The following is an 18499-nucleotide window of genomic DNA, read 5'->3' on the forward strand; positions in this document are numbered from 1 at the left end:
TGCTGGTAAGTCGCGCCGGCTTAAACGGTCAGGACGGGCTGGAAGTAGTCAAACAGGGCCATGTCGATGGGATTACGCCAGCGCGGTGTCATCTCCACGACCGGCAGAACGCTTCCCTCGCCGTCGAGCAGTGACTTTTGAGTTGCACCTTCCGCGAACGCTCTGCCCAGATAGTAGAAGTCTGCCACCTGCGCATCATCCTTCTTCACGGAGATGTCAATCTCGACGCCGCCCAACACGATTGCGGCGACCTCGGCACTCGCGAGGGTCGGCCTGCTCCTGGTAAGCCACTGCGTTGAGAACTGATCGATGAGCCAATCCCCACAGGCGGTGCTCGCTGACACGTCGCCACTCTTGTGCAGCGTGACGAAGACTGGGCAGGTTGCAGTTCGTCGGTCGACCTTGTAGCCGTAGACGGTAGATGAGACGTTCTTGTCCAAGCCTAGTGGCGCGCAGGCGCCTTTACGCGAATATCGGAGACCTGTGACGAATGGTCTCGTGGAACGGGTGTCTCGCATCAGCGACAGCGACAGCGACAGCGACAGCGACAGCGACAGCGACAGCGACAGCGACAGCGACAGCGACAGCGACAGCGACAGCAGTCTCGATCAGATCGTTGACGGCGTCAGCAAACGAAGTGCCCGGGACTGCCCGCGGCCATGCGTCCTCGCTCGGTGCAGCCGCCATGCGGTGCTCGCAACGATGCTAGGCGCCGGTGCCACGAAAAACGATGCTGAGGCCGGTCAGCCCCCGTGGGTGCCACCGCGCGGTCGGAGGTCAGCCCCTGCGTGTTGAAGCAGGCTCCTCACTCGCTGGATGCTGTAACCAGTTGCCTCGGCGATGTCTCGGATGCTCTGTCCGGCATCGTAGAAAGCACGCACAAGCTTCGCGAGTTCGTCCGCGACCGCGCCATCGAGGCGCTGATGCGGTGCGAGACGCGGCGCTTCGTCCGGCTGCCAGGAGCGCTCGATATCACCCCCGCCGTAGCCCCTCTGTTCGCGACCTCGGGGCTCGATCTCGTCCGAAGCCTCGTCGCCAAACGCGTGCCATCCGGGCTGAGCTCGACGGGCAAACATTTCGAGGAACGGTCCGGGCGAGCAGGCCTCGATGAGTGGGTAGAACTCGTCCGGTTTGCGTGAGTGCTCGCGCTTGCGTGTTTCGACCATGTTCACCTGGGAGCGTGCAGGTGCCAGAGTGCGCATCGAGCCGCGCACCCCAAAGAGCAGAATCTCCGTGACATTCCGGAAGTAGAATCCGACACCGCGCCCGTCTGGGCCCCCATCCTTCCGCCGCTTCGCCCAGATGATGTTGCTGACGTAGCGGAAGCCCCAGGCCCCCATCACTGCGAGCCCATCGGGAAGCAAAGCGTTCGGCACCCAGAGGTAGAGGTGTGCGTCCTTTGCTACGCGGTCGGCGACGGGCAACGCCTTGATCGTATCGAGAGTCATTGTGGAGTAGCGATCGAGGCGGCGGTGCTCCGGTGCGACCTTGCCTGTCCGGTTCTGGAACTGCCACGGCGGGTCGGCGTAAACCGTCTTGAACCCGCCTTCGACTTCGGGCAGCGGTGGCGGCGGCTGCTCTTCGCGGAGGGGAGCAGCAGACGTCCTCTGGGGCGGCTCGATAGACAGGGTCATGGGGAGTGTCTCCAATTTAGATCTTGGGATTGAGGTTACTTTAGATCTTGGGTCGGACGTTATGCGCGGTATCCGCCGCGCGTGTCACGATCCGTGCGACACGGTCCGGGCGTCGATAGCATCGATACATGGATGTCGGGCTCCAACACATGTCTCTGACGAGGAATACAACCCTTGCGCGTCTGACGACCACCGCCGCACAGGTCACACCCGGGATGAGTTTGCAGCAGGTCATGGACATTGCTGACAGCAACAGCGCGGAATCCGCAGCGAGCTGGGTAGAGAGCATGTTCGCGTTCCATCGTGGCGCACTCGTGGATGATGCCTGGCTTCGCGCGGCCCGAGCGGGCGACACAGCCACGGCGAACGCACTTGCGTGGGCGGCACGGGTGTTTGCTGAACCGCGCATGGCTCAGGTCGTGGAGGAGACTCTCGCCAACGACGCGGGCAGCTTCGACCCTGCTGGTTTTTCGACCGATGTCGTTGAGCAGGCGTTTGTTCGCCTAGGCGTTGGGGATCAAGCACGCAAAGCCGCATCGTCGCTTCTGAACCAGGCAGTCGCCGTTCCGCTGTTCGTTCCGGAGCGATACGGCTCAACGATTGTCGGTGCTATCCGCTTCCTGCCCACTGCGCAGTTCGTGCCTGCCGTTGTTGAATTTCTCACGGAGCGCATTCGGGTCCAGGTCAGCAAGGTTGTGGCGAAGCGTGGAGACTCGGTCGAGCTCGCACTTCTATGGCGGGCGAATCGCTGGTTCGGACTCACGAAGGACGAGTTCCGCGCCGCGACACTCCCTCGTGCGACTGCGCCGATGCTGACACGTACTGAGCTCCCCTCCGACCTGCGCCTCTTGCATGAGGAGGCTCGGCGGCGGAAGCAGGTGGTCCTCCAAGGTGCTCCTGGCACCGGCAAGACGTTCGTGGCGAAACGTTATGTCGAGTGGGCTTCCGCTGGCCGCGGTGATGATTCGAACTTGTCCACCATCGCGGGTGCATTGCCATCCAATGAGCGAACTCCTCAGGATGTCGCCCGAGCCGCTATACGGCAGGGGCTCACCGCTGTCTGGGATATCGCGCAGTTCCATCCGAGCTATGGGTACGAGGATTTTGTGCGGACGCTCGCACCAGTCCCGACCGCCAATGGCGTCACATTCCAAGCCGAGCACCGTGTGCTCAGCTTTCTCGCTGCGGTCGCCGTCGAACTGCGCGCAGCTGGTAGTAGTTGCGACGTCATATTGATCGTCGACGAGGTTAACCGCGCGGACATCGCGAGAGTGTTCGGTGAACTCCTGTACGCGCTCGAGTATCGCGACGCACCGGTGCGTACGCCATACACCGTAGACGGCAGTGCTTCGATGACTCTCCCGTCGAACCTCATACTGCTTGGAACGATGAACACTGCCGATCGCAGCATCGCGTTGATCGACTACGCGCTTCGTCGCCGGTTCACCTTCATCACGCTGGAGCCGGACGCCTCCATCATCGACGGTGCACCCTGGCACGGAGCCGCTGACAGTGCGGCGGCTCGGCACCTCTTCGAAGCAGTCTCCGGGCTGTTCACGACGGCTGACAACAATGCCGCACTGGCTGTCGGGCATTCCTACTTCCTCCCGTCAGGCGACGCTACGAACGAAACAGAGTCCCTGAAGTTGATCGCACGCCGATTCGCGTACGAGGTTGCGCCGCTGCTCACCGAGTACGCGGCCGAAGGCCTCGTCGATGGTGCGAAGCTGGCTTCAGTGCTGAGTACGATCGGTGTGGACGGCGACACTGGCAATCAAGACAGCGTTGAGCGAGCGCTGCTCGACTGGCTCGTCGCGAGAGAATCGGGCAACGGCGAGACTGAGCCTCCGGGCGATGCCTGACGTGCCGTCCGCGGACTGGGACATCGGGGCGCCGACACTTGAGATCGCGGAGCAATCGACTGCTCGCGCAACCGATGCGCTAATCAAAGCTGTGCCACCGGAGCGTTGGCAGGACCTGAATCTTTCCTTCCAGAAGGCCCCCGGGGACGAAACCTGGACGGTCCGTTCTTCGGACTTCACAGGCATCGCGCGGCTCGACGTCAATGGAGCGCCGGTGCACCTGAGGGTCATGCCGAAGATTGGCGGTCTCGACCTCTTCTTCCTCGCAGACTGGGCGTTTGGCACGAAGAGCGTCGGCAGGAAGCTCAAGGACGCGCGAGCGAGCCTTGCGGCGATGCGCTCCGAACCCGCTGCGTGCTTGCTCGGCTGGTACGTGGCCGAAGTGCTTTCTTTCGCGACGCGCTGGCTCCGTCGCGGATACATGGTGCGTGAAGAGGACTTGATTGGGCGCGTTCGCGGGCGCATCGATGTGGCTCGGTACCTCAGCCGTTCCCTCGCCCAGGCACGACCACATGTCGTTCCTGCGCGGTTCACTGAGCCCACTCACGACACTGCTGCGAATCGCTACCTGAAAGCGGGTCTGCGCCAGGTCGCCGTTCTATCGCAAGCTGTTCCCGTAGAAGGCGCCCGCACAGCGCTCGATGAGTTAACTCGGAGAGCGCTCGCGCTGTTCGCCGGCGTCGCAGATGTGCCGATGCGTCCGCAAGATGCGCGCCGGTTTAGTCTCTCTGGTCCACTCCGTCACTACGGGCCGATCGTCCGTTTCACAACCGCGCTCCTTGAGGGTACCTACGTCTCCACGGAGATCGGTGGACACATGCAAGACGAAATCATGTGGTCGCTGAACGCGCTGTATGAGCAAGCGCTCGGCAACGTTCTAGACGCCTGGCCGGGAGCGACGCGGGTGAGGGGTCGCCAACGTGCGACGTTGGTTGACAATGTCGGGAGCGTAAATGGCTCGACGCCCGTGAAGCCAGATTACGTGATCCGCCGCTCAGATGGTGTGCGACTCATTCTCGACGCGAAATACAAGAACGTGATGCCGACAGGTGCGGCTGCGGCAGACGAGACGATTGATCTTGCTGCCACCCGTGGGCAGCGCATTCGCGTTCGGCGGGCGGATATCTACCAGGCAGTTGCATACGGGCGACACTCAGGCTTGCGTACTGACAAGGTCGCGCTTCTCTACCCCGTCGCCCTCGGGGCAGCCGAGCCGTACCCAGAGCCTCTGCGCGTGCTCGGTTTCTCACCCGTTTGCCACGTGGTCTTCTTCGACGTCGGTCCGAGCGCAGATACGCACCGCGTTAGCCTCTATCGAACGCTTGACGCGCTTTAGCTGGGCTCGGTGAGGGTCATCGTGGGAGACCTGTTGTTCCGCCAAGAACCACGAAAGTGATCCCACGATAACCCAGTGTCAGTCTGCCTCGACGACGCTGATAGGCGAAGTTCTCGCCGATCCCGCGCTCGCACACTCCGACGTGTTCCGTCGGATACTGCAAGGGGGTCTGCAGAATCTGATGGATGCGGAAGCGACGATCAGTATTGGCGCGGCGCCGCATGAGCGAACCCCGGAGCGAACCATCCGCCGCAACGGGGCCCGCCCGAAGGCTCTCGCGACCCCGGCGGGCGAGGCCGGTTCGTTCTTCCCTCGCCTGTTGCCCCCACGCCGCCGGGTCGATAAGGCTCTCTACGCGGTGATCTGCCAGGCATGGATCGAGGGGTCTCCACCCGCAGGGTAGACCAGCTGGTCCGCGCGCTGGGCAATGACATCGGCATCTCTCGGTCGACGGTCTCGCGGATCTGCTCCGAACACCTACGGCGTCCTGCTGACCCGGGGCGTTCGCGGAACCTACGTCTACGCTTGCGACGCCGGAGTCCGCGAACGCCTGCGGGCTCACCGGAAAACAGCTTGGCCCATCGCATGGCTCGCGATCTGGTCGACGCGGAAGAGGTAACTCAGCTCACCAGGGATGGGGGCGGTAGTCCTTCAGGAAGACGCCGTGCAGGTCTTCGCCGGCCTCGCCGCGGACGATGGGGTCGTAGACCCGAGCCGCGCCGTCGACCAGGTCCAGCGGGGCGTGGAAGCCCTCCTCCGCCAGACGAACCTTCGTGAAGTGCGGGCGCTCGTCGGTGATCCAGCCGGTGTCCACGGCGGTCATCAGGATCCGATCGGTCTCGAACATCTCACCTGCGGACGTTCGCGTCAGCATGTTCAGTGCGGCCTTCGCCATGTTCGTGTGCGGATGCCCCGGACCCTTGTAGCGCCGAGCGAACTGACCCTCCATCGCCGACACATTGACCACGTACGTCCGCCGCGCGGGCGAGGCCGCCATCGCCGGACGCAGACGGTTGATCAGGATGAACGGCGCCGTCGTGTTGCACAGCTGCACTTCGAGCATCTCGAGGGGGTCCACCGACCCGACGTTCTGTACCCACGTGTTGGTGTGGTTCACGTCCGGGACCAGGCCACCAGCGTCGATCGCGGTGCCATCGGCGTGCTTCTCCAGCGACGAGGAACCGGGCGCCATCGCCAGCCGCGACAGCTCCGCCGCGGTGATCGCCGGAGCACCGACACCCACCGTGCCGCCGAGCGACGCGACGGACAGCAGCGGATGCTCCGCCACCGAGGCCTCGATCGCGTGCGGATGCAGATCCGAGCTGTGGCCGAACGTCTCCATCTCGGGCAGCGGGCCGTCCGGCAGCGGCTGCGACTCGGCATCTGCAAGCAGCGAGTACGAACCGGGCGAACGCCGGACCGTCTGCGCGGCATTGTTGATCAGGATGTCTAACGGGCCCTGGGCGGCGACCGAGTCGGCCAGCGCGATCACCTGGGCCGGATCGCGCAGGTCGATGCCGACGATCCGCAGGCGATCGATCCAGTCGGACGAATCCTCAAGCGAAGCGAAACGGCGCACCGCATCGCGCGGGAACCGCGTCGTCAGCGTCAGGTGCGCGCCGTCGCGTAGGAGGCGCAGGGCGATGTGCATGCCGATCTTGGCACGTCCACCGGTCAGCAGCGCGCGTCGGCCGGTGAGGTCGGTCCGCGCGTCCCGCTTGGCATGGCTCGAGGCCGCGCATTCCGGGCAGAGCTGGTGGTAGAAGGCGTCCACCGTCGTATACGGCTTCTTGCATATGTAGCAGTTCTGCGGCTTCGACAACTCGCCGGCGGTCGGTGCGGACACCGAGGTCGACAGGTCCAGACCCCGCGTCTCGTCATCGATGCGGTCGCGGGAACCGGTCGCCGTCGCCTCGATCACGGCGGCATCCGCGGCCTTGACCGCATCCCGCAGCTCGCGCCGACGGGTGCGCTTGTGCGACTTGAGCATGCCGACCGTCGCACGCCGCAGCGTCACGATGTCGGGGTGCGAGTCATCGAGCTCACCGGCCTGCTCCAGCACGCGGAGCACGGTGGCGAGGTCGTCGGGATCGATGCCGCCCACGGGGGCGGCACCGGCGGTTTCGGGGGACGCAGGCACCGGACGAGTTTACGTCGTCGCGCGCAGGCCCCTCCGCGGGCGTTCGCACAGTCGGCTGGGACAATGCCCGCATCGATCCAGAATGGGACCACGGGAACACGGCGTCCCATTCTGGATTGGTGCGGCACACGCGGACCCGCGGCAGTCTGCTAGCCACGACCCATAGACCATGTGAACTGGACGGTTCTCCGGCCCGAACGACGCTCGCGCTCGGGATCTGCTCGCCGCACCATGCCAAGCTCGTCCGGTAGGACTTTGAGAGCTTTGTGCGCGGCGACGGCTCTATACAGCCCGCGAAGTTCTGGCGTCGCGCGCCATACGCGAATCTTCGCACGAACGATCATCAGTGCTGCCACAACGCAGATAACGGCGAACCCGCCGAAGTAGGCGAGCAAGACCGGCCGGCTCGAATCTCCCACGAACCCCTGATTGTCAGTCAAGGCAAACATGAACCCCGTCACACCGGCGAGCGCCATGAGTGCGAGCGCAACGATCTCAGCAGCAGTGGCGATCAAGAGGCGCGCACCACCATTGGCGTGGGCCACGCGACGCGCGCGCTCTTGCGCGCGAGTCGCAAGCTCGATGACCAAGACTTGGGCGGCAGCCGCGGCGGACTCTCGAGCGATCACTCCGGCTTCGTGACTGTCGAGCTCCGCCACACGACGAAGAACCTTCTCGGCCTCCTCGAGGCTTGTCCATGTTCGCGTTCGCCACCACGAACTGAGCCAGCTCGCTATTGCGACGGCTGCGGTGATGGCCGGCACCGCCTTCAGAAGGTTCCCCCAGATGTCCATAGCACGAAAGTAGAACGACCTTCAGACATGCCGACGGCACGTGCTCACCCCAGCGCGTCGCGCTTCGCTTCCAGGACCCCGCGCTCGGACTCGTTCGCCGTCCGCGCGATGGCGAGGTCAAGAGCGTCGCGCGCCTCGGGCGAACGGCCGAGGCGGGTCAGCAGCTCGGCACGGACAGCCGGCGGCAGATGGTGGTCGGCGAGCTCGCCGCGGGCGAGCAGCGCGTCCACGGCCGCAAGGCCCCCCTCGGGGCCGGAGGCCTCCGCCACGGCGACGGCGCGGTTGAGCTCCACGATCGGTGAGCGGGTCAGGGACACAAGAGCGTCGTAGAGCGTGACGATGCGGTCCCAGTCGGTCTCCGCGACGGACGGGGCGATGGAGTGACACTCGGCGATGGACGCCTGCAGACCGTACGCGCCGAGTCCGGGTCCGACCTCCCCGGCACGCACCAGCGCCGCACGGCCACGTCGAATCGCGCCGACGTCCCAGCGAGAGCGGTCCTGGTCCGCGAGCAACACGGGCTCACCCGCGGCATCCGTCCGGGCGGGGAAGCGGGCCGCGGTCAGCTCCATCAGCGCGAGCAGGCCGTGCACCTCCGCGACCTTCGGCAGGTGGGCCGCGAGCGCGCGGCCGAGACGCAGGGCTTCAGACGCGAGGCCCGGTCGCATCCAGTCCTCCCCATGGCTCGCGGCGTGCCCCTCGGTGAAGAGGAGATAGATGACCCCGAGGACGGACGCCAGCCGGGCCGGCTGCTCATCCGGTGGCGGCGACTCGAACGCCACGTCCGTATCGGCGAGGGTCTTCTTCGCCCGGACGATGCGTTGCTGCACCGTGGCCGTCGGCACGAGGAACGCCGCGGCGATCTCCTCCGTCGTCAGACCCGCGACGACCCGTAGCGTCAGCGCGACGCGTCCCGCCGCCGGGATGACGGGGTGACACGCGATGAACACCAGCCGCAGGACGTCGTCATCGATCGTCTCCGGATCCCACGGCGGCTCCTCCCCCGTGCTCTCCATGCGGAAGGCCAACTCGGCGAACCTGTCCCGATCGCGCTCGTTGCGCCGCCACAGGTCGATCGCGCGGCGCTTCGCGACCGTGGTCAGCCACGCTGCGGGATTGCGCGGGACCCCGGACGACGGCCACGACGCCATCGCCTCGGCCAGCGCGTCCTGGGCCAGATCCTCGGCGAGCGAGAAGTCGCCCACCGTGCGCGCCAACGAGGCGACGATCTTCGCCGCCTCGATGCGCCACACCGCCGAAACGGCGCGTCGGGCGGCTTCCTCGTCCGCCCGACGCGGCTCGTTCGTGGTCACTGGTCGCGCTGGGCGATCTGCTCGCGCAGCTCGTCTTCCTTCTGGATCCACTCGTTGTCAGCGGGGAAGTCGGACGCGTCCGTCACCCTGCGGATCTCGAGCTTGTTGCCCGGCGTGAGCGGTGCGCGCTTCGCCCACTCGGCGGCCTCCTCGATGGTCGAGCACTCCAGCGTCCAGAAGCCGTTGAACAGTTCCTTGGTCTCGCCGTAGGGACCGTCGGTGACCAGCGGCGTCTCGCCGGAGAAGTCGACGACGAGCCCCGGCTCGGGAGCGAGACCGTCGCCGCCCACCATGACGCCGGCCTTCACCAGCGACTCGTTGTAGCGACCCATCTGCTCGATGACCTGCTCGAACGGCAGCTCTTCGTACTGCGCCACCGCGTCGTCCGTGGCCCGCATGATCAGCATGAACTTCGACATGATGTCCTCCTCGTTGAGCGTCGCATTTCGACCCTCTCACTCACTACGTCGACCGAGCCACACGCGGATCGACACCGGCTCGAACTTTTCTTGAAAACCGTTCGCCGGCGGCGCCTCCTCCTCGTCCGCGACCGTGTGGACAGCCGCCGCGAATCCGCGCCACGCGACCTACCGTGCAGGGCATGCATCGAGTCACCGCGGTCCTCACCACCGGCCTCCTCGCCCTCGGACTCACGTCCTGTGCCGCCGCGGCACCCCCACCACCGACGTCCTCGCCCACCCCGACCGTGGACGTCGCCGGGGCGAAGAACGCCTATCTGCACTACATCACGGTCTACAACCGCGTCGGCGCAACAGATCCGTCGGACCCGAGCGACGTGCTCGGTCTCACCACCAGTCCACAGCTCGAGTACGACCAGTCGACATTCGACATGTTCGCGGATAAGGGGTGGTTGGTGACGAGTGGCTCGAAAGTGACTCTCATTTCGGTCGCGTCCGCGCAGCCGACGGTCGTGACTCTGGACGTATGTCTCGACCTTCGTGGCGTACGAGTCATGGCGGCGGGAGGAGCCGAAGTGGAACTTCCCGCCGGCGAGTTGCAGGCACTCACTGTGACTGTGGCATCGGTCGAAGGCCGGTGGCTGACGCAGTCGGTGAGAGAACGAACTGGGCGGCCTTCATGCTGATGCTTGGGGGCGCCTTGGCTGTTTCTCTCGTGATGGCATTGCAGACCTCTACCTCCGACAACCTCTGCGGTGGCTTTCTTGGTTGCTCCAGCAATGTCAGTGACGGGGGTGGGTCAGTCATCATCGGCGGCGGAATGGAAGTGCCTGGTGAGCGTCGGGACCCGCCTGGCCAAGACCGGTCCGGCAACGACACCGGTGCCGGTGCCGGTGCCGGTGCCGGTGCCGATGGCGGCTGGGACTCCTCCCCGCAGATCCCCACCACGCCCGGGCCGGGGACGCTGCCGGCGTGGTGTCTGGAACAGGACGACATGAGCCCGACGGGGTGCGACTGGTCGCAACTGATCCCGGATGACCCCACGCCCGCGACGCCTGACGAACCCGCGTTCGTGATCCCCACCGTCTATGCGCGGGACCTCGTCAGCTTCACTCCGCGCCCACCCGGCGTCACCGGGGAACCGGACGCCGCAGGGCTCATCGGCAAACCGACGAACATCGTCGCCACCGCCACCACCCACGACCTGACCGGCGCCCTCTTCGGCCACGCCGTGACGGTCCGCTTCGCCCCCGCGACCTACACGTTCGACTACGGCGACGGCGCCACTCGCACGACGACGACCGGCGGCGCCACGTGGGCCGACACCGCCGCCGCACAGTTCACCGACACCCCCACGGCGCACGCCTACCGCGAGCGCGGCCGCTACACCGCCGCCGTCCGCGTCGAATACGCCGCCGCGGTGAACTTCGGTGACGGCACCTGGCGTCCCGTCATCGGCACCGTCCACGCCGACACGTCGTACGGGCTTCGGGTCTACGAACCCCGCACGGCCCTGGTCCGCGACACCTGTGACGACGATCCGAACGCGTCCGGATGCTGACCCCGCCGGACGGATCGGGGGCACAATCGACGCATGGGAATGTTCACGCAGCGCCCCGAGGAAGACCCCGCCGACTGGACCGGACTGCCGTCCGAGCCGCTGCGTCCGCAGTCCGCGGCCGAGGCGCTCGAGGACGCCCCCGACGACGCCGCGCTCTCCGTCGGCTTGGGTGCCGACCTCGGCTCGATCTCCATCCCGATGACCGGCCTCACCGAAGCCACGACGAACACCACCGACTCCGACGGCGAATGATGAGAATGCAGTAGTCAGTCGGCGGAGGGCGACAGCACACCCGGCACCGAGGTCGCCGAGATCACCAGTCGCAGCCACTCCGCCGGGACCGACACCGGCGGCAACGGGTCCCTCCGCAGCCACGCGGCGATCACGCCGAGCGCGGTGCCGCCGAGCGCTTCGCCCACCACATCGGTGGGCAGCTCCACGAACTCCTCGGGCGAGACGACCTCCACGACCTGCGCCGTGATCGCTCCGATGTGCGACCGCAATCGCGACGCGACGAGAGCCGAGCCGTGCGCCCCGAGCACCCGGCGATACAGGTCCGCGTTGTCGCGGATGTGGGACAGATAGGCCAGCAGTTCCAGCGGCATCGTGCGTGCCGGCGCGTCCCGGACCGTGGACAGCAACGGCCGTCCGACACGATCCGCGGCCTGCTCCAGGGCGTCCGCGAGCAGGGTCTCCTTGTCGGCGTAATGCTCGTAGAACGTGGACCGGTTCAACTGCGCGCGATCGGCGATATCCCGGACCGTGATGGTGTCCAGCGCCCGCTCCCGCGCCAGGGAGACGAGCGCCTGCTGCAGCCGGGCACGGCTACGGGCGACACGAGGATCCATCCTTCGATCATGACAGCGCCCGCATGGAACGGAGCCCGAATGTGCACAATACCCACGGTCGTCGGAGAACCGCGGAGAGGGTCCGACTCAGCCTGCTGAAGTGGGCGTGACGGCTCCGGTCAGCACCGACCACAACCACTGCGCCGCCTCCTCCACCGGCGGCACCGGATCCCGCCGAATCCACGCCGTCGCGACCCCCATCGCGGTGCCCGCGAGCGACTCGCCGACGACATCCGCCGGCACCCCGGGGAACGCGTTCGGCGCCATCTGCCCGACGAGCTCCGCGGCGAGCGCACCGATGTGCCCGCGCAGTCGCGACGCCACGACGGCGGATCCGTGATCGCCCAGCACGCGGCGGTACAGCGCGGCGTTGTCACGGATGTGCTCGAGGTAGGCCAGCAGCTCCGTCGGCATCGCACCGGTCGTGGCGGATCCGTGCCGCTCCAGCAGCGACGCGGTCGCCGCGTCCACCGCCTGCTCGAGCGCGTCCGCCAGCAGTGTCGCCTTGTCGTCGTAGTGCTGGTAGAACGTGGACCGGTTCACGGCGGCGCGCGTCGTGATGTCGGCGATGGTGATGTCATCGAGCGCGTGTTCGCGGGCGAGGGCGAGCAGCGCGTCCTGCAACTGGGCACGGCTCCGCACCACGCGAGGGTCCATGCCCTCATGATCCCAGGTTCCGGGCCACCAAGACGCATCCAGGAACTTTCCAACAATTGTTGAATAGGCTGTCGGCGGGTCCGACGTCGTGCCTGCCCATCACCGTTCGCTCGAAAGGCATCGTCGTGGCCGAACTCCTCTACCGTCTCGGACGCTTCAGCGCGCGCCGCGCCTGGGCCGTGATCGTCGGATGGCTCGTGATCCTCGGGATCGCCGCGACCGCGTTCCTCACCCTCGGCGGCTCCCTCGCTTCGAGCTTCTCGATTCCCGGAACCGAGACCGAGCGCGTGAACGACCAGCTCTCGAGCACCTTCCCGGACCTCACCGGCGCGAGCGCGACCGTCGTGTTCCGGACCGACGACGACAAGGCGTTCACCGCCGAGCAGAAGACCGCGATCGCCGACGTGCTGACGAAGGTGAGCAAGGTCGACGGCGTCGCCGCCACCACCGATCCGTTCCAGGTGGAGCAGGAGCGAGCCGACCAGATCGCACAGCTCGCGGACGGGAAGAAGCAGCTCGAGGACGGACGCGCGAAGCTCGAGGCCTCCGAGACGCAACTGGCCGACAGCCAGAAGCAGCTCGATGCCGGCCGGACTCAGCTCGCTGCCGGACAGAAGCAGCTCGATGACGCCATCGCGCAGGCGAAGGCCGGCGGCATGTACGACGCCGCGAAGGCGCAGTTCGACGCGCAGCAGGCGGAGCTGACCGCGCAGCAGGCGCAGCTGGACGCCGGGCAGAAGCAGATCGACGACGGCAACGCGAAGCTCGCCACCGGCCGCACCGATCTCACCACCAACGAGGCGAAGCTGGCCGACGGCACCACTCTGCTCGACCTGTCCGCCGACATCCGGATGGTCTCAGCGTCCGGCACCACGGCGCTCGGCGCCGTCCAGTTCGACGACACCATGTTCGAGCTCTCCGACGACACCAAAGCCGCGGTCCGCGCGGTCCTCGATGACGCCGACATCTCCGGCGTGACCGTGGACTACTCCTCCACCATCACCGCGAGCGTCGACGGCCTGATGGGCCCGGGCGAGGTCATCGGTGTCGTGATCGCGGCCCTCGTGCTGCTGATCATGATGCGCGCGTTCCTGCCGGCCGTCACGCCGCTGCTCAGCTCGCTCATCGGCGTCGGGGTCGGCGTGACGGGTTCGCTCGCCTTCTCCGGTGTCGTGGACATGGCCTCGGTCACCCCCGTCCTCGGCGTCATGCTCGGCCTCGCCGTCGGCATCGACTACTCGCTGTTCATCCTGAACCGGCATCGCAAACAGGTGCTGACGGGCATGGATCTGGATGAGTCCATCGGCCTTGCCAACGGCACCGCCGGAAATGCCGTCGTGTTCGCCGGCTCCACGGTGATCGTGGCCCTCGTGGCGCTGCTGGTCACCGGCATTCCCTTCCTCGGCGTGATGGGCATCGTCGGCGCGGCCTGCGTGCTGATCTCGGTGCTCGTCTCGATCACCTTCACTCCGGCCCTCCTCGGCCTGATGAAGCAGCGCGTGCTGTCCCGAAAGCTGCGGACCCAGATCGGCCACGAGAAGCACGCCGCGAAGCCGCTGCGCGCGATGCGCATCCCGAATGCGCTGGGTGCCGCGGCCCTGGCGATCGTCGCCCTGCTCGTCATCGCGATCCCGGCGACCTCGATGCGCCTGGGCCTGCCGGACGGGTCGGGCGAGGACGTGAGCTCCACGCAGTACCGCGCCTACCAGGCCGTCGCGAAGGACTTCGGCGCCGGACAGAACGGCCCGCTGCTCGCGGTCGCCACGTTCGACAAGCCGGTCGCGGAGGACGATGAGGTCGCGACCCAGGCCGCGATCGGTCAGCAGCTCAAGGACCAGACCGACGTCGTCGCGGTCGCCCCGATCGCGGTGTCCGATGACCGAACGGTGTTCGCCTTCCAGGTCGTCCCCACCGACGGTCCGTCCAGCGAATCCACCGAGACCCTGGTCCACGACCTGCGATCGCTGAAGCTCAGCGAGGATGCCTCGCTCGGCATCGCCGGCCAGGCGTCCGGCAACATCGACGTGTCCGAGATGCTGCAGGATGCCTTGCCGCTGTACCTGCTCGTGGTGGTCGGACTGTCACTGCTGATCATGATCCTGGTGTTCCGCTCGCTGCTGGTACCGGTCATCGCGACGGCGGGCTACGTGCTCTCGCTGTTCGCGGCGCTCGGCGCGGTGACCGCGATCTACCAGTGGGGCTGGCTGTCCGCCGTCTTCGGTGTGCACGATCCGGGACCGGTGCTGAGCTTCGCGCCGATCATCATCATGGGCGTGCTGTTCGGACTCGCGATGGACTACCAGCTGTTCCTCGTCTCCGGCATGCGTGAGGCGTACGTGCACGGGACCCCCGCCCGGGAGGCGGTCGTCGCGGGTGTCCGCGGCGGGCGTGCGGTCGTCACGGCGGCGGCGATCATCATGATCTCGGTGTTCGGCGGCTTCGTGTTCAGCCACCTCTCGATGGTGCGTCCGCTCGGCTTCGGCCTCGCGATCGGTGTGCTGTTCGACGCGTTCATCGTCCGCATGGTCCTCGTGCCGGCGCTGATGACCCTGTTCGGCAAGGCGGCCTGGTGGCTGCCGAAGTGGCTGGATCGGATCCTCCCGGACGTGGACGTCGAGGGTGCCGCGCTCGAGCGCAAGCACCCGGTGCACCACGGCGCGTGATTGAGACCGGACGCCGTCCGCGGCGTCCGGTCACCGGCGTCCCGTTGCGCCGCGTCGCGTCCCTTGTCCCGCGCTCGCCCGGCCCGCGCGAGGTAGGCCTGTGTCAGCTCGCCGACCTCCTCGCCGAGTTTCAGCATGAGCCAGTCGTCCGTTCGCGCGATGTCGTGCCGTTCCGCGTAGAGGACCGACACTGCCTCGACCTCGTCCCCCAGGGCGGCGATATCCATGCCCCGAATCCTGTCGCGCACCGCTGACACCGCTCCCCACGTGGGAACTAACCTCGAGGAGTGGAGGACGAGCAGCCGCTGGCCGGGGGAAACGCCGCAGGACCGGTGGTCCGGGTCGGCGACACGGTGCGCAAAGCGTGGACCGCGTCGACGCCGAGCGTCTCGTCGTACGTGGACTTCCTCCGGAGCGCGGGCGTCGATACGCCGCGACCGCTCGGGCGCGACGCGCAAGGACGCCAGGTGCAGGAGTTCGTTCCCGGACCGCTGGCGATGGATGCGCAAGCGCTGTCCCGCGCTCAGCTGCGCCGGGTGGGCGGCATGGTGCGGGCGATCCATGACGCGAGCGCGGCCTTTGTGCCGGCGGTCGACGCGTGCTGGCATTCACCGATCCCGGCCCCGGACGCGGAGCTGGTGTGTCACAACGACCTCGCGCCGTGGAACCTCATCCGCGGCGACCGCTGGGTCTTCATCGACTGGGACGCCGCCGCCCCGAGCACGCGTCTGTGGGACCTCGCCTACGCGGCGCAGACCTTCACTCTGGGCGACGTCGGACGCGATCCGGCGGATGCGGCACAGGACCTCGCGTGCTTCGTCACCGGCTATCGCGCCGACGCGCGGCTGCGGACCGCGTTGCCCTCCGCCATGGCTCGCCGCGTGGACGCCATGGTCCACCTGCTCCGTTCGTCCGAGGTGTCCGGCGTCGAGCCGTGGGCCTCGATGTCCGCGGACGGACATGGCGAGCACTGGGAGGCGGTCGGTCGGTACGTCACCGCCCACGAGCGCGTGTGGCGCGAGGCGCTGACCGCGGGAGCGTAGGTCCGGGAACGACGAAGCGCCCCGCCGGTGGCGGGGCGCTTCGGGGTGACGTCAGTTCGTCGGGTAGGTCTGAACGATCGCGCTCATCGCCGCGAAGCTCGAGATACCGATGATGATGCCGAGGACCGTCAGGACGGCGCCGATGATGATCGCCCACAGGGCCAGCGGGTTCTTGAAGCCGGCCTTCTTGGACTGCGACATCGCCACGATGCCGAGGATCAGACCGATCACGTTGAAGAAGATGGCGACGATCAGGGCGACGAGGCCCAACGTCTTGCCCGGGTAGTCACCGGTCGGGGCGGCCTGACCGGGCGCCGGGGCCGGAGCGGCCGGGTAGTTCTGCGGTGCGCCGTAGTTCGGCGTATTCGGATCCTGCGGTGCATTGGTCATGGTGTCTCCCCTGGGATCGGTGTCCGTTTGCACGCAAAACCCTAGGGTACGACCACCACTCGACCGCAATACCTGCGGTGAGAATTCTTTCATGGGCACACATGAGAATCCGCGTCGTTATCCTGATTCCAGGGGGAAATCGCACCCCCGTCCACGCGCAGGGGAGATGCCACATGTCCAATCCGTACTCCGGCCCGACTCCGCCGTCTGACGACGACGCCAACGTGGCGTCCCCCACGTCCCCCGGTGAGAGCGACGGCGTCGCGAACGACCCGTCGCTGACGCCGCCCGCCGCACCCGCCCCGGGCACTCCGGCGCCGCCGTACGGGCAGTCGCAGCAGGTCCCCGCGGCACCCTACGGCCAGCAGCCGCAGGTCCCGCAGGCACCGTACGGGCAGTCGCCGCAGGTCCCCGTCGCACCCTACGGCCAGCAGCCGCAGGCACCCTACGGGTCGCCGGCTCAAAGCCCCGCTGCTCCCTACGGCCAGCAGGTGCAGGCACCGTACGGCCAGCAGCCCGCCTCCGCCAACGCGCCGCAGGCGCCCTACGGGTCGCCGCAGACGTACGGCCAGCAGCCGCAGTCGCCCTACGGCCAGCAGGCGCAGGCACCCTACGGCCAGCAGCCGCAGGCGGCGTACGGGGCACCGCAGACCTACGGCCAGCCGGGCGCGTACCCGTACACCCCGCCGCAGCCGTCCAAGCCCATGGGCCTCGCGATCACCTCGCTGATCCTCGGCATCGTCTCGCTCTTCCTGACCTGGATCCCGTTCGTCGGAACATTCCTCGGCATCGCCGGAATCGCCGCGATCATCCTCGGCATCATCGCGCTGCGGAAGAAGCAGAACGGCGCGATGTCGATCATTGGAATCGCCACCGGCGCGATCGGTGTGATCATCGGCCTCATCGGCATCTTCTTCTGGGCCGCCGTCGTCGGCGGTGTGGGCTCGGCGGTCAGCAGCATCACCGGCCCGCACGAGGTGTCCTACCACGCCACCGTCTCCAGCGGCGAGGGCCAAGTCACCTACACGGACGCCAACGGTTCGACGGTGACCGAGACGTTCACCGGCGAGTGGAGCAAGAACGTCACCGTCACCGGCTTCCCGACGCTCATGGTGTCGTCGGTGAGCATGGACGACGACGTGTCGTGCGAGCTCAAGGTCGATGGCGACACCGTGGCCAAGGACGAAGGAACGATGGCCTCCTGCTACAGCTTCAGCGAGTGAGCAGCGGACGAACGGCCGGGAGCAGCGCTCCCGGCCGTTCGTCGTTCGCGCCTCAGTCCGCGCGCGTCGCCCGCAGGCTGTAGCTCAGTGGCATCCGTTCCGGACGATCACGCAGCGCCCATTCCCCGCCGTCGCGCATCGTCATCTGCCCCGGCAGCGCTTCCCACGGCACGCTGTCGTGCTCCACCAGCAGATCGATGCGCAGACCCGCGTCGATCAGCGCCGTGATGATCTCGCCGAGCGAGTGATTCCATTCGTACGTCTTCGTCGCGGTGAGCTCACGCGTGGTCTCGACGTACGTCGAGGCGTCGTCCCACGCCAGCGGATCCACCGTCTCCCAGTACGGGAAGCCGAGATGGACGTCGTCCTCGAGCCGCTCGTCCACGGTCCACAGGATCGGGTGCCCCTCGCGGAGGAACAGGAACCCGCCGGGTCGCAGAAGCGACGCGACCACGGTCGTCCCAGTTGGCCTGATTCGTGGCGAAGTAGTCGTTCATGTCATCCTCCCGCCCGGCGATGCCGAGCCGATCAGGCTAGCGCATCGGACGGTGCCGGACGCGGGATTCGGCGCGCCGCCACGCCAGTAGACTGGCAGGGCTCGCCCACCCTCGATTCC

19 protein-coding genes and 1 pseudogene are annotated in these 18499 nt (G+C 67.1%); 10 read left to right on the forward strand and 10 right to left on the reverse strand.

Going from position 1 to position 18499, the window contains the following annotated elements; genetic code table 11:
- Window positions 1-20: 20 nt before the first annotated feature.
- Both BN1193_RS15220 and BN1193_RS15230 read right to left on the reverse strand, forming a co-directional pair.
- Window positions 21-518: a DUF3427 domain-containing protein gene (locus tag BN1193_RS15220; protein ID WP_094770568.1), complete on the reverse strand. Its 498-nt coding sequence runs from the start codon at window positions 516-518 to the stop codon at window positions 21-23.
- A gap of 225 nt (window positions 519-743) precedes the next feature.
- Entirely contained in the window at window positions 744-1634 is an 891-nt protein-coding gene (locus tag BN1193_RS15230) for an MT-A70 family methyltransferase (RefSeq protein ID WP_040167725.1), read from the reverse strand.
- 128 nt (window positions 1635-1762) lie between these two features.
- On the opposite strand from BN1193_RS15230, the gene BN1193_RS15235 reads away from it, so the two are divergent.
- From BN1193_RS15235 to BN1193_RS17945, 4 genes and pseudogenes are all read left to right on the forward strand, one after another.
- Window positions 1763-3496 carry an McrB family protein gene (locus BN1193_RS15235; protein WP_040167727.1) on the forward strand — a complete coding sequence of 578 codons (1734 nt, stop codon included), beginning with the start codon at window positions 1763-1765 and terminating at the stop codon, window positions 3494-3496.
- Window positions 3489-4832, forward strand: a complete 1344-nt coding sequence (locus tag BN1193_RS15240; protein WP_040167729.1) for a 5-methylcytosine restriction system specificity protein McrC — start codon at window positions 3489-3491, stop codon at window positions 4830-4832. Before BN1193_RS15235 ends, BN1193_RS15240 begins: the two co-directional genes overlap by 8 nt.
- Before the next feature lie 67 nt (window positions 4833-4899).
- Window positions 4900-5306, forward strand: a pseudogene (locus BN1193_RS15245) (transposase); the annotation flags it as partial.
- Entirely contained in the window at window positions 5260-5451 is a 192-nt protein-coding gene (locus BN1193_RS17945) for a DNA/RNA helicase domain-containing protein (RefSeq protein WP_141396706.1), read from the forward strand. The pseudogene BN1193_RS15245 and the gene BN1193_RS17945, both read left to right, overlap by 47 nt.
- 6 nt (window positions 5452-5457) lie before the next feature.
- On the opposite strand, the gene BN1193_RS15250 is transcribed toward BN1193_RS17945, so the two are convergent.
- From BN1193_RS15250 to BN1193_RS15265, 4 genes are all read right to left on the reverse strand, one after another.
- A complete protein-coding gene (locus BN1193_RS15250; RefSeq protein WP_040167730.1) occupies window positions 5458-6972 on the reverse strand; it encodes an SDR family NAD(P)-dependent oxidoreductase in 1515 nt (504 codons plus the stop codon).
- A gap of 149 nt (window positions 6973-7121) precedes the next feature.
- A complete protein-coding gene (locus BN1193_RS15255; RefSeq protein WP_040167732.1) occupies window positions 7122-7766 on the reverse strand; it encodes a hypothetical protein in 645 nt (214 codons plus the stop codon).
- Window positions 7767-7810: 44 nt separating this feature from the next.
- Window positions 7811-9079 carry an RNA polymerase sigma factor gene (locus BN1193_RS15260; protein ID WP_040167733.1) on the reverse strand — a complete coding sequence of 423 codons (1269 nt, stop codon included), beginning with the start codon at window positions 9077-9079 and terminating at the stop codon, window positions 7811-7813.
- Window positions 9076-9498, reverse strand: coding sequence for a YciI family protein (locus tag BN1193_RS15265; RefSeq protein WP_040167734.1), 423 nt, complete (start codon window positions 9496-9498; stop codon window positions 9076-9078). The genes BN1193_RS15260 and BN1193_RS15265 overlap by 4 nt, the downstream gene beginning before the upstream one ends.
- A gap of 182 nt (window positions 9499-9680) precedes the next feature.
- Between BN1193_RS15265 and BN1193_RS15270 the strand changes: the two genes are divergently transcribed.
- From BN1193_RS15270 to BN1193_RS15280, 3 genes are all read left to right on the forward strand, one after another.
- Window positions 9681-10184 carry a hypothetical protein gene (locus tag BN1193_RS15270; protein ID WP_141396707.1) on the forward strand — a complete coding sequence of 168 codons (504 nt, stop codon included), beginning with the start codon at window positions 9681-9683 and terminating at the stop codon, window positions 10182-10184.
- 134 nt (window positions 10185-10318) lie between these two features.
- Window positions 10319-11059 carry a hypothetical protein gene (locus BN1193_RS15275; RefSeq protein WP_052460852.1) on the forward strand — a complete coding sequence of 247 codons (741 nt, stop codon included), beginning with the start codon at window positions 10319-10321 and terminating at the stop codon, window positions 11057-11059.
- 33 nt (window positions 11060-11092) lie between these two features.
- Complete coding sequence (locus BN1193_RS15280; RefSeq protein WP_040167738.1) at window positions 11093-11311, forward strand: hypothetical protein; 219 nt, start codon at window positions 11093-11095, stop codon at window positions 11309-11311.
- Window positions 11312-11325: 14 nt separating this feature from the next.
- Here BN1193_RS15280 and BN1193_RS15285 read toward each other — a convergent pair whose 3' ends face one another.
- Window positions 11326-11907, reverse strand: coding sequence for a TetR/AcrR family transcriptional regulator (locus BN1193_RS15285; protein ID WP_052460853.1), 582 nt, complete (start codon window positions 11905-11907; stop codon window positions 11326-11328).
- A gap of 87 nt (window positions 11908-11994) precedes the next feature.
- On the reverse strand, window positions 11995-12564 hold the full coding sequence (locus tag BN1193_RS15290; protein ID WP_040167739.1) for a TetR/AcrR family transcriptional regulator: 570 nt from the start codon (window positions 12562-12564) through the stop codon (window positions 11995-11997).
- A gap of 125 nt (window positions 12565-12689) precedes the next feature.
- Here BN1193_RS15290 and BN1193_RS15295 point away from each other — a divergent pair, with 125 nt between their 5' ends.
- Both BN1193_RS15295 and BN1193_RS15300 read left to right on the forward strand, forming a co-directional pair.
- Window positions 12690-15227 carry an MMPL family transporter gene (locus BN1193_RS15295; protein ID WP_040167740.1) on the forward strand — a complete coding sequence of 846 codons (2538 nt, stop codon included), beginning with the start codon at window positions 12690-12692 and terminating at the stop codon, window positions 15225-15227.
- A gap of 287 nt (window positions 15228-15514) precedes the next feature.
- Window positions 15515-16270, forward strand: a complete 756-nt coding sequence (locus BN1193_RS15300) for a phosphotransferase (protein ID WP_040167742.1) — start codon at window positions 15515-15517, stop codon at window positions 16268-16270.
- Between the two features lie 51 nt (window positions 16271-16321).
- Here BN1193_RS15300 and BN1193_RS15305 read toward each other — a convergent pair whose 3' ends face one another.
- Complete coding sequence (locus BN1193_RS15305; protein ID WP_040168447.1) at window positions 16322-16660, reverse strand: DUF4190 domain-containing protein; 339 nt, start codon at window positions 16658-16660, stop codon at window positions 16322-16324.
- Window positions 16661-16833: 173 nt separating this feature from the next.
- Here BN1193_RS15305 and BN1193_RS18190 point away from each other — a divergent pair, with 173 nt between their 5' ends.
- The gene (locus BN1193_RS18190; protein ID WP_052460855.1) at window positions 16834-17883 is read left to right on the forward strand and encodes a hypothetical protein; all 1050 of its coding nucleotides are present in this window, start codon (window positions 16834-16836) and stop codon (window positions 17881-17883) included.
- A 52-nt stretch (window positions 17884-17935) separates the two neighbouring features.
- Here BN1193_RS18190 and BN1193_RS15315 read toward each other — a convergent pair whose 3' ends face one another.
- Window positions 17936-18337, reverse strand: a complete 402-nt coding sequence (locus BN1193_RS15315; RefSeq protein WP_052460856.1) for a hypothetical protein — start codon at window positions 18335-18337, stop codon at window positions 17936-17938.
- Window positions 18338-18499: the final 162 nt, after the last annotated feature.

Source organism: Microbacterium gorillae (genome assembly GCF_000826185.2).
In the GTDB taxonomy this organism is placed as follows: Bacteria; Actinomycetota; Actinomycetes; order Actinomycetales; family Microbacteriaceae; genus Microbacterium; species Microbacterium gorillae.

What these genes read in the sequence shown, in the direction of transcription:
- BN1193_RS15220 (WP_094770568.1), bottom strand. Translation starts at nt 518, where the DNA reads ATGCGAGACACCCGTTCCACGAGACCATTCGTCACAGGTCTCCGATAT.
- BN1193_RS15230 (WP_040167725.1), bottom strand. Translation starts at nt 1,634, where the DNA reads ATGACCCTGTCTATCGAGCCGCCCCAGAGGACGTCTGCTGCTCCCCTC.
- BN1193_RS15235 (WP_040167727.1), top strand. Translation starts at nt 1,763, where the DNA reads ATGGATGTCGGGCTCCAACACATGTCTCTGACGAGGAATACAACCCTT.
- BN1193_RS15240 (WP_040167729.1), top strand. Translation starts at nt 3,489, where the DNA reads ATGCCTGACGTGCCGTCCGCGGACTGGGACATCGGGGCGCCGACACTT.
- BN1193_RS17945 (WP_141396706.1), top strand. Translation starts at nt 5,260, where the DNA reads ATGACATCGGCATCTCTCGGTCGACGGTCTCGCGGATCTGCTCCGAAC.
- BN1193_RS15255 (WP_040167732.1), bottom strand. Translation starts at nt 7,766, where the DNA reads ATGGACATCTGGGGGAACCTTCTGAAGGCGGTGCCGGCCATCACCGCA.
- BN1193_RS15265 (WP_040167734.1), bottom strand. Translation starts at nt 9,498, where the DNA reads ATGTCGAAGTTCATGCTGATCATGCGGGCCACGGACGACGCGGTGGCG.
- BN1193_RS15270 (WP_141396707.1), top strand. Translation starts at nt 9,681, where the DNA reads ATGCATCGAGTCACCGCGGTCCTCACCACCGGCCTCCTCGCCCTCGGA.
- BN1193_RS15275 (WP_052460852.1), top strand. Translation starts at nt 10,319, where the DNA reads ATGGAAGTGCCTGGTGAGCGTCGGGACCCGCCTGGCCAAGACCGGTCC.
- BN1193_RS15280 (WP_040167738.1), top strand. Translation starts at nt 11,093, where the DNA reads ATGGGAATGTTCACGCAGCGCCCCGAGGAAGACCCCGCCGACTGGACC.
- BN1193_RS15285 (WP_052460853.1), bottom strand. Translation starts at nt 11,907, where the DNA reads ATGGATCCTCGTGTCGCCCGTAGCCGTGCCCGGCTGCAGCAGGCGCTC.
- BN1193_RS15290 (WP_040167739.1), bottom strand. Translation starts at nt 12,564, where the DNA reads ATGGACCCTCGCGTGGTGCGGAGCCGTGCCCAGTTGCAGGACGCGCTG.
- BN1193_RS15305 (WP_040168447.1), bottom strand. Translation starts at nt 16,660, where the DNA reads ATGACCAATGCACCGCAGGATCCGAATACGCCGAACTACGGCGCACCG.
- BN1193_RS18190 (WP_052460855.1), top strand. Translation starts at nt 16,834, where the DNA reads ATGTCCAATCCGTACTCCGGCCCGACTCCGCCGTCTGACGACGACGCC.